The 9,540-nt window shown below is 31.8% G+C and carries 8 protein-coding genes; all 8 read right to left on the bottom strand.

What is annotated here, in order from left to right:
* Nucleotides 1-4: 4 nt before the first annotated feature.
* Nucleotides 5-586: a Holliday junction branch migration protein RuvA gene (ruvA, locus tag WA340_RS07425; protein WP_336128224.1), complete on the bottom strand. Its 582-nt coding sequence runs from the start codon at nt 584-586 to the stop codon at nt 5-7.
* A 51-nt stretch (nt 587-637) separates the two neighbouring features.
* Nucleotides 638-2,935 carry an NADP-dependent malic enzyme gene (locus WA340_RS07420; RefSeq protein WP_336128222.1) on the bottom strand — a complete coding sequence of 766 codons (2,298 nt, stop codon included), beginning with the start codon at nt 2,933-2,935 and terminating at the stop codon, nt 638-640.
* Between the two features lie 146 nt (nt 2,936-3,081).
* The gene (locus WA340_RS07415) at nt 3,082-3,993 is read right to left on the bottom strand and encodes a carbohydrate kinase family protein (RefSeq protein WP_336128221.1); all 912 of its coding nucleotides are present in this window, start codon (nt 3,991-3,993) and stop codon (nt 3,082-3,084) included.
* 1 nt (nt 3,994) lies between these two features.
* Nucleotides 3,995-5,158: an amylo-alpha-1,6-glucosidase gene (locus WA340_RS07410; RefSeq protein WP_336128219.1), complete on the bottom strand. Its 1,164-nt coding sequence runs from the start codon at nt 5,156-5,158 to the stop codon at nt 3,995-3,997.
* A gap of 3 nt (nt 5,159-5,161) precedes the next feature.
* Nucleotides 5,162-6,460, bottom strand: coding sequence for an MFS transporter (locus tag WA340_RS07405; RefSeq protein WP_336128217.1), 1,299 nt, complete (start codon nt 6,458-6,460; stop codon nt 5,162-5,164).
* 5 nt (nt 6,461-6,465) lie between these two features.
* Nucleotides 6,466-6,819 (bottom strand): glutaredoxin family protein, encoded by a 354-nt coding sequence (locus WA340_RS07400; RefSeq protein WP_336128216.1) that lies wholly within the window; start codon nt 6,817-6,819, stop codon nt 6,466-6,468.
* A gap of 73 nt (nt 6,820-6,892) precedes the next feature.
* Nucleotides 6,893-7,099, bottom strand: coding sequence for a hypothetical protein (locus WA340_RS07395; RefSeq protein ID WP_336128215.1), 207 nt, complete (start codon nt 7,097-7,099; stop codon nt 6,893-6,895).
* A gap of 88 nt (nt 7,100-7,187) precedes the next feature.
* Nucleotides 7,188-9,509: a TonB-dependent receptor domain-containing protein gene (locus tag WA340_RS07390; protein ID WP_336128214.1), complete on the bottom strand. Its 2,322-nt coding sequence runs from the start codon at nt 9,507-9,509 to the stop codon at nt 7,188-7,190.
* Nucleotides 9,510-9,540: the final 31 nt, after the last annotated feature.

Below are 9,540 nucleotides of genomic sequence, written 5' to 3'. Positions count from 1 at the left end.
TAAATTATAAATTTTTTAGTGCTAGTTTTATTATAGTTTCTACGTTGGCATCTGGTTGTTGAGCCACTATTTGATCTATAACTTTTTCGGCTTGCTTTTTAGCAAAACCTAAAACTTCTAATGCAGATAACGCTTCTTCTTTATTAGTATTGCTTTCTTTAACAGAAACTTCATCTATATCGTAGATTTTTAGAATTTTATCCTTTAAATCTATGATTACTCTTTGTGCTGTTTTGGCTCCAATTCCTTTTATAGATTGAATTAAAGCCACATCTTCTGTAGCAATACCTTCTCTAATTTGTTTTGGAGTTAATGAAGACAACATTGTTCTTGCAGTATTTGCACCAATACCACTTACCGAAATTAATAGTCTAAACACTTCTCTTTCTGCTAAAGACGCAAAACCAAAAAGCGTATGCGCATCTTCTCTTACTTGAAGATGTGTATACAGTTTTAATGCTTCTTGATCTGGTATTTGAGAATACGTATGAAGTGAGATATTTAGCAAATAACCTACACCATTGCAGTCTATTACAACATCTGTCGGATTTTTTTCTACTAATTTACCTTGTATATGAGTAATCATAAAATAGCCCTATTAAACCCTCAAATGTAATAAAATTATTCTTACTCAAAATTACTTCTTATTCCTTAGACTTTCTTCTAGTTTTTGCTTTTGCTGAGCATCTATTACTGCTATAGCTGCCATACTTACAATTTCGTCTACACTTGCATCTAATTGTAGTATATGAGCGGGTTTTTTCATACCCATCATAATTGGTCCTATAGAATCTGCTTTATTCAATTCTTTTAAAAGCTTGTAAGTAATATTAGCTGCATCTAAATTAGGAAATATTAATGCATTTACTTTACGTCCTGCTAATTTTGAAAAAGGAAAAATGTCTTGAAGCATTTTACTATTAAGAGCAAAATCTGTTTGCAACTCTCCATCTACTACTAAATCTGGATAAGCTCTATGTAAGTAACTTACAGCTTCTCTTACCTTTGATGCTCTTGGATTTGTTGATGAACCAAAATTAGAATATGAGGTCATTGCCATTACAGGCTCTAAACCAAACATTTTCATGGTTTTTGCTGTCATCTGAGCTATTCTAGCTAAATCTTTAGCAGAAGGATCTACATTTATAGCCGTATCACTTAAAAATAATGGTCCACGTTGTGTCATCATTAAGTTTGTTGTAGCTATTCTTGAAGAACCAGGTGCTAAACCAAATAGTTCTAACATTGGTTTTACAACAGAAGGGTAACTACGAGAATATCCTGTAATTACAGCATCTGCATCTCCTTCGTTAACCATCATAGCTGCAAAATAATTACGCTCTCGCATAATCTTTTGTGCATTAAAAAGAGTTACGCCACGTCTTTGACGTTGTTCCCAATAGACTTGAGCATATTTATTTTTTTGCTCTAACTGCTCATCTGATTTTGGGTCTATAATAGGCACTTCTGCATCAAACTCTATTTCTTCTTTAAGACGCTCTATTTCTTCTTGACGACCTAACAAAATTGGATGTGCAATACCTTCTTCATATACAACTTGAGCTGCTTTTAGTACGTCTAACTGATCTGCTTCTGCAAATACAACACGCTTAGGATTCATCTTAGCACGATTAAATAACAAACGCATTAATTTGTTATCAGATCCAAGACGTTGCATTAATTCGTCTTTATATTTTTCCCAATCTTCAATTGGCTCTTTTGCTACACCACTTTCCATAGCTGCTTTTGCTACTGCTGGTGGTACTTCAGAAATTAATCTTGGGTCAAATGGTTTTGGTATAATGTAATCTTTACCAAATGCTAAACGCGTTTCGCCATAAGCTATATTTACTTGTTCTGGCACTGGTTCTTTAGCTAAATCTGCTAAAGCTTTAACTGCTGCCATTTTCATAGCTTCGTTAATTTTTGTTGCTCGAACATCTAAAGCACCTCTAAAAATAAATGGGAAACCTAATACGTTATTTACTTGGTTAGGATGATCACTACGTCCTGTAGCCATTATAATATCTTCTCTAGTTGCTATTGCTAAATCATAAGCTATTTCTGGATCTGGATTTGCCATAGCAAATACAATAGGATTTACAGACATTGAACGTAACATCTCTTGATTTACAATATCTGACGTTGATAAGCCAATAAAGACATCTGCATCTTGCATTGCTTCTTCTAATGTATTTATTTTTCTATCGGTTGCAAATTCTGCTTTTTGAGCTGTTAAGTTATCCCTATCACTTCTAATTACACCTTTACTGTCTAACATGACAATGTTTTCGCGTTTTGCTCCAAAAGCTTGATATAGTCTTGTACATGAGATAGCAGCAGCACCTGCACCACTTACTACAATTTTCACTTCATCTATCTTTTTTTCTGCTAACTCTAAAGCATTTAATAATGCTGCTGCAGATATAATAGCAGTACCATGTTGGTCATCATGCATTACTGGAATATCCAGTTCTTCTTTTAATCTACGCTCTATTTCAAAAGCTTCTGGCGCTTTAATATCTTCTAAATTTATCCCTCCAAAAGTTGGAGCTATATTTTTTACGGTTTGGATAAATTCTTCTACATTTCTTGTATCAACTTCTATATCAAACACGTCAATATCAGCAAAGATTTTAAATAATAAACCTTTACCTTCCATTACTGGTTTTGATGCTTCTGGACCAATATCTCCTAACCCTAAAACTGCTGTTCCGTTAGATATTACTGCTACTAAATTTCCTTTAGAAGTATATTTATAGGCATTATTTTTATCTTTTTCTATTTCTAAACAAGGCTCTGCAACACCTGGTGAATATGCAAGAGACAAATCTCTTTGAGTTGCATATTTTTTTGTTGGTACTACTTTTATTTTTCCTGGAGTTGGCTTTGCGTGATATACTAAAGCTTCGCGACGTCTACTTTGTTTACTCATAAGGATATAATGTTTCTGCTTACGCGGAATTTTTTTAAGTTTAAATTGAATTACAAATGTAAGCTATATAATTGTTTGCTTAAAATTAGTGTATAAAAAAAGCCACCTTTAATAGGTAGCTTTTTTTAAAATTATGAATAATTTTTTTAAAACTTAACTTGATTAGGTAAACCTCCAATGTGTTGAAGTTTTTGTTTTGCTATTTTTTGAGCAAAATCAACACTATCCTCTAATTTTTTATTATTTAATTGACTATATAAAAAACCTGTCCAAAAAGCATCACCAGCACCTGTTGCGTCTTTAATATTTTCTATTTTTAAGCTTGCTTTTTCTATTAACTCTCCAGACTTATCAGACACCACAACTCCATTACTTCCTTTTGTTAAACATACTAATGATGCACCTAAAGAATGAAAATAATCAAAAATAAATTGGTCTTTTTTATCTTCTTTAAATAATCGCTTACAATCATCTAAACTTAATTTTACTAAGGGATCTAGTTTTAGATATTCTTTAATTACAGAAATTGCCTCTTCTGTGTTTGGCCAAATTTTTTCAGAATAATTTATATCTATACTAAGTGACAATCCTTTTTCTTTTGCTTTTTTTGCTTTATTTAGAATTGTTGTTCTTGCCGGATTTTTACTTAACGCAAAACAAGTTGTATGGTAAATTTTTGACGACTCTATTAATTGTTCTGAAATTTGACTTTCATTTATATGAAAATCTGCTTGTCTAAATGGTAAAAAATCTGGAGTTTCTGTAGATTTTGCCACTAAAATGATAGATGTTGGATACTCTTCAATTTTATTTAGTGCACTTACATCTACATTGCTTTTGGTTAATTTATCTTCTACAAAACTTCCTAATCCATCATTACCACAAGTAGCAACTAATGCAGATTTTAAGCCTAGCTTTACTGCATTTACTGCAACATTTGTAGGAGAGCCTCCTAAGTATCTTTTATATGCGCTTGTTGTTTGTACCGTTTTATTAGCTTCTTCTCCAATAAAATCTAACAATACTTCACCAACGCATAAAATATCTATAGTTTTCAATTTAAATAAATTTTATTTGTTGTTTTATAGACTGAGTAAGTAATACAGATGCTGCTGCGCTCCATGCGCAATAAGGCACTCCGTTAGGTTCTGTTGTTTTAGTATTAAAGTTTTCGTAAAACTTATAATCTTCAACTTGATTAACTTTATCTATATTTTTAAGTATTTTTTTTGCTTGTTCTGTTTTTCCTTGTTTAAGTAGTCCTAATCCAAAAAAACCATTAACCATTGCCCAACTACCACCGTTATGAAACTCGTATGGGTAATTTCTAAATTCATATTTACAGTTGTCTTTAAGTAAATCCCAATGTTGATCGTTTGGTTTTATAACTGGCCAAAAAGCAGGTAGCAAACCTAATTTTGTGGATTCTGCTAATTCTAAACTGTAATCTATTAGTTTGTTTTTAAATTTTTTATCTCCAAAATCTAAAATTAACAGCAATGCATTTGCAAACGCGTCGTAGTTAGTTTTATATCCTGATGGTGAGAATGAGCATGGTAAAAATGAATCTATCTTTATTGCATTATAAGCACGATCATGAAATTTTTCTTTATTAGAATTAGGAAAAAAGTTTGCTTTAATTTGATTTTTTATTTGAATAAGCTTATTACTTAAGCTTTGATCGTTTTCTAAATAATTAAAAGATTGTATTGCCCAATACCTTAATAGTTGGTCGTATAAGACATATCCGTCGGTAATATATTCGTCAGCCCAATTACCCGATAACGGAATATACATTAGGTGTTTATTATTAAATTCCCAAGCATTTAAAAGCTGTAATACTTTGTATATTTTTGGTTTTAAATCATTAAAAAAAGCAAAATCATTAGTATAGTTAGCGTATTGGCAAACACCAATTACAAACCAAGTAGCAGCATCTACACGACCTGCCAATCCACCATAACTTACAGATTCATCTTTTTTTGAAACACCTACATTAGATGGTATTGTACCTATTTCGTGTTGATGCTTTGCTAGTGTAAGTAATGTGTTTTTAAATGTTTTTATTAACTCTCTATGTCCAGAAGCTAAAGCAGATAAACCACATATTACTCCATCTCTAGCCCAAACACGTTTATAATTTGAAATATCTTGAGCGCTTGCAACAAATCCTTTTTCTGTACTGCATTTTAAAAGTAACTCTATGGACTTTTCGTAGTGCATATATTAAGCTTTATTTTTTGTTTTAATAATTAATGTTAACGCAGCACTGATAACCAATAATACTGCTGCAAAAGTTATTGCGTTTCTTGGATCATTACCTAAAAAGTGTTTAAGTATGTATCCAAACGACAATGTTTGAATAATCATTGGTATAACTATCATCATATTGATAATTCCCATATAAACTCCGTATCTTTCTTTTGGTATGTCTGATACAACAATTAAATAAGGAATACCCATCATACTTGCCCAGCCAATACCAAATCCTGTTATTGCCACAAACAATAAATTTTTATTCTCTATAATTGGAAATGCAAAAAAACCAATTGCTGCTACAAGTAGACAGATAGCATGTACATGTTTTGGTTTTATTTTTTTTGTTAGATATACTAAACCAAAAGCAACTAAAAATGTGATAATATTATACCAACCGTTAATTAATCCTGTCCAACCAACTGCTTCTGCATATGCATCTGGATTAGAACTTGGTGTAGCATTCCAGACAGAAAGCGCTACACTTTTTGAAGAATTTTGCCAATAACAAAATAATGCATACCACTGAAATAGATATACTAAAGCTAATTGCCACATTACTTTTGGCATATCTTTGATAGCTTCTATTATCTCTAATAACGGATGAAAAACTCCTTTATCATTGCTTCTTATTAACTCTAACTCTTCTTTTGTTGGTGGATCTTCTTTAGTCTTACTCATACTCCACAAAATAGATCCGATAGAACATATAGATCCTAAAAAGAAAGATGCATAGACCCATGAAGGTAATGAACCTGTGGTACCAACTATAATTAAAGGAAAAATAAATAAAGATAAATTAGCTAACGTCTGTCCAAATCCTGTAAAAAAGCTTTGCATTTGAAAACCAAGCGGTTGTTGCTCTTCGCTTAATTTATCTGCAATCAAAGCACGGTAGGGCTCCATAGCAGTATTGTTACCTGCGTCTAAAATCCATAACAAACCAGCAGCCATCCATAATGAACTACTAAACGGAAAAGCTAACAAAGCTATACTACATAATATTGCTCCTATTAAAAAGAAAGGCTTACGTCTACCTAACTTAGGATGCCAAGTCTTGTCACTTAAAGCACCAACTAATGGTTGCACAATTAAACCTGTAACTGGTCCTGCTAAATGTAGTATTGGGATTTGATCAGGACTTGCTCCTAGAAAATCGTAAATAGGTGTAACTGCGCTTTGTTGTAAACCAAAACTGTATTGGATTCCGAAAAACCCAACATTCATATTTAGTATTTGCCAGAAACTTAATTTTGGTTTTTTTAGCATTACGTTTATTCTTTTATCTTATTTAAAAAATCTTCAAACTTAATGTTATTTGTAAAGATGTTTCCGTTTTTATCTATTACCGGTATCTTTAAATCTGAAACACTTATTTTTTTTTCTCTTAGTTTATTAAGCATTTCATTTAATGCTTTTTCATTTTTATCAATATCATAGTACGTATACTTAATATTGTTTTTATCTAAAAATGTTTTTGTATCCAAACAGTAATGGCAAGTATCACTTCCATAAACTATTATTACATCTTGAATATTATTATTTTTAAATTGGTTTTGATCTTCAATTACACTTGTATTGAAAAGAAATATTAATGAAAAAAAAGTATTTAGAATTATTGTTTTCACAGTTAGTTTTATTTAAAATAGGCTGATACTTTTTAAATACCAACCTATTTTTATCAATCAAATCAAATAAATTTTAAAATTTATATTGTAAACCAAGTGTCATAGATCTTCCTGGTAAAGGTCTAGCTCTAACATAATTGTCTTGATTTTCTACAATGCTTCCTTCTTCTACCTCTGTCACACCTATACTGTCAAAAATATTGTTAGCAGAAATATTAGCAAAAAGTGAATCTGTAATCTTAACGTTAGCAAAACCACTTACTATAACAAATCCTGGCATTACTAATTCGTTATTATCCTGCGCATAAGCTTCTGTTTGACCAGTAAAGCTTAATCCTATAGAGTTTTGTTTTGTTTCACCAAAGTTATTAAGATGGCATTATGTTATAAATAAAATCTGGTTGTCTTCTTGGTGTATTACCTTCGTTAGCACCAGAGTCTACTTCTGCATCTGTGTAAGTTACAGCACCGCGTAAGTTAAAGTTATTAATGTTGTAAAAACCTTCTACTTCTAATCCCTTAGATTTATAATCATTTTCTATGATACTATTTGTAGAAGCCTCAAAACCACCTTCTTCGGCTGTATTAGCCATAAAGAAAGTTGCATACAAAGCTCCGTTTTTAAATCCTTGTTTAAAACCTAATTCTGCTTGTCTAATAAAGTCTAAAGCGTTTATTCTATCTCCGTCTGTATAGTTTAATCCAGAAAATAAAATTCTATCTGCTTTTGCTGAAGCACCTTTACTATATCTTGCAAAAACTGCTTGGTTTTCTTTAATCTTGAAGTTTGCTCCTATTGAGTATGAAAAATAATCGTAATCGTAATCTACTGGTGTTACATTAGCATTATCTATTGCAGCTACGCTTTGTTCTGGTACAGAAATAACTCCATCATTATTAACATCAAATTGAGTTGTTACTGCGCCTGCAAAAGAACCATCTACTCTACCTTTATCATACCTTGCACTTGCATCAAAAGTTAATTGATCTGTAGCTTCTACTGTTACGTTAGCATATGGTGCAGAAACATTGTATTGTGTATCGTAGTTTCTTGTACAACAGTTACCCCAAAACGGAACTCCGTAAGCATACAATCCGTTTTCACTTAATGGATTATTTGATGCGTCAAATGCATTTATTAATCTTGCGTTATCATCATTAACTTCTTGTAAGTAAGAATTCCATAACCAAGACATTGACACATTTTGTAAAGATTTAAAGTAACCAACAGTTAAATCTACACCTTCAAAAGATTTTTGAAGTTTAAAATCATTCATAAAGTTGTTAAAGTTGTTTAACTCTACATCAAACATATGTATTCTAGCTACTAAACTGTTTGTAGGGACTGCTGTTCCATCTACAAATTGTAATGTTGATCCTGTTCCAAAACTATCTGCTATTGAAGATGCTGAAGCAACTTCTGCTGGAAATGGAGACACAAAGCTTCCGCTATTTGCAGAAAATCTTGCGTTGTTTTTAATTTTCCAACCTTCACCTATATCAAATTTTGCTTCCATACCTACAGATGTAGATTTAGGGTGCATACCGTCTCTTACATCTCCTCTTCTTAACTGTCCATCTGCACCTAAACCTACTGTTTGTAATAAATTTGACGAGTGTAAAGATCCTGTTGTTGCATCAAAATTAGGTGCATTACTCCAATCTGGATTACTATTTGTTCCTGTTACCTTCATTGGCATTGGTAAGTAAGCTGCAGCTTTATCATTTAAATATTTAGCATAAACTCTAATTTGACCTTTTTCAAATTCTTTTGTTAAACTTAATTTTAATTGTCCTCCATTATTAGCCGTAAAACCTGTCTCTCTCACACCTTCTCCTACACGATAAAAACCACCTGTATGCAAGTATAAGTCTTCTCCTACTTTAGTACCATAATCAAAATCTGCTCTAAAAGAATTATAATCTAAACCAACTGTTGTTGCTAAGTTACCACCTTCTGTTTTTCCCGTTTTACTAATGATGTTTATAATTCCACCTGGTCCATTTGATGTTAATGTAGATGCAGATCCACCTCTTATTGCTTCTATACGCGCTACATTAGAATCAAATCTTGTAAAAATATCTGCGGTACCAAAAGAAATATCACCAAATAACAACACTGGTAATCCATCTTCTTGTAGTTGGACATATTTTGATCCACCTGAAGAAATTGGTACACCACGAACAGCAATATTGGAGTTTCCTTCTCCTCCAGAAGATTCAGATCTAATACCTGGTATCGTTCTAAAAATTTCTGCAGTTGTACGAGGCGCTGACTGAGCAATAACCTTAGGCTTCATACTTGTTACAGATACACTAGATTCAATTTTTGATCTAGGATTAGTAACACCTGTTATAATAATTTCATCTAAAGATTCTGTATCTTCTTCTAAATCAAAATTTAATGTTACATCTGCATTATTAACTGAAACATTTTTAGATTGGGATGCATACCCTAAATATGACACCTTTACAATGTAAGTACCATTTTCTACGTTAGAAATCGTGTAATTACCTTCAAAATCTGTTTGAGATCCTTTGGTTGTTCCGTCTAAAATTACATTAACACCTGGTATTGGTGTACCGCTAAGGTCTTTAACTTTTCCTTTTATCGTTGATTGAGCCAATACAAACGATAAAGAAAAGAAAAAAGAAACTGCTAAAAAGCATTTTGTTTTAATCGTGTTCATCATGCAATGAGTTTTAAATATTCAAAATTAT

It is taken from the genome of Mesoflavibacter sp. CH_XMU1422-2 (assembly GCF_037029245.1).
Lineage (GTDB): Bacteria > Bacteroidota > Bacteroidia > Flavobacteriales > Flavobacteriaceae > Mesoflavibacter > Mesoflavibacter zeaxanthinifaciens.
This window is presented reverse-complemented; position numbering and strand designations above follow the sequence as displayed.

Coding starts and splice junctions, on each gene's coding strand:
- WA340_RS07420 (WP_336128222.1), bottom strand. CDS start 2,935: ATGAGTAAACAAAGTAGACGTCGCGAAGCTTTAGTATATCACGCAAAG.
- WA340_RS07395 (WP_336128215.1), bottom strand. CDS start 7,099: ATGCCAGGATTTGTTATAGTAAGTGGTTTTGCTAACGTTAAGATTACA.
- ruvA (WP_336128224.1), bottom strand. CDS start 586: ATGATTACTCATATACAAGGTAAATTAGTAGAAAAAAATCCGACAGAT.
- WA340_RS07410 (WP_336128219.1), bottom strand. CDS start 5,158: ATGCACTACGAAAAGTCCATAGAGTTACTTTTAAAATGCAGTACAGAA.
- WA340_RS07405 (WP_336128217.1), bottom strand. CDS start 6,460: ATGCTAAAAAAACCAAAATTAAGTTTCTGGCAAATACTAAATATGAAT.
- WA340_RS07390 (WP_336128214.1), bottom strand. CDS start 9,509: ATGAACACGATTAAAACAAAATGCTTTTTAGCAGTTTCTTTTTTCTTT.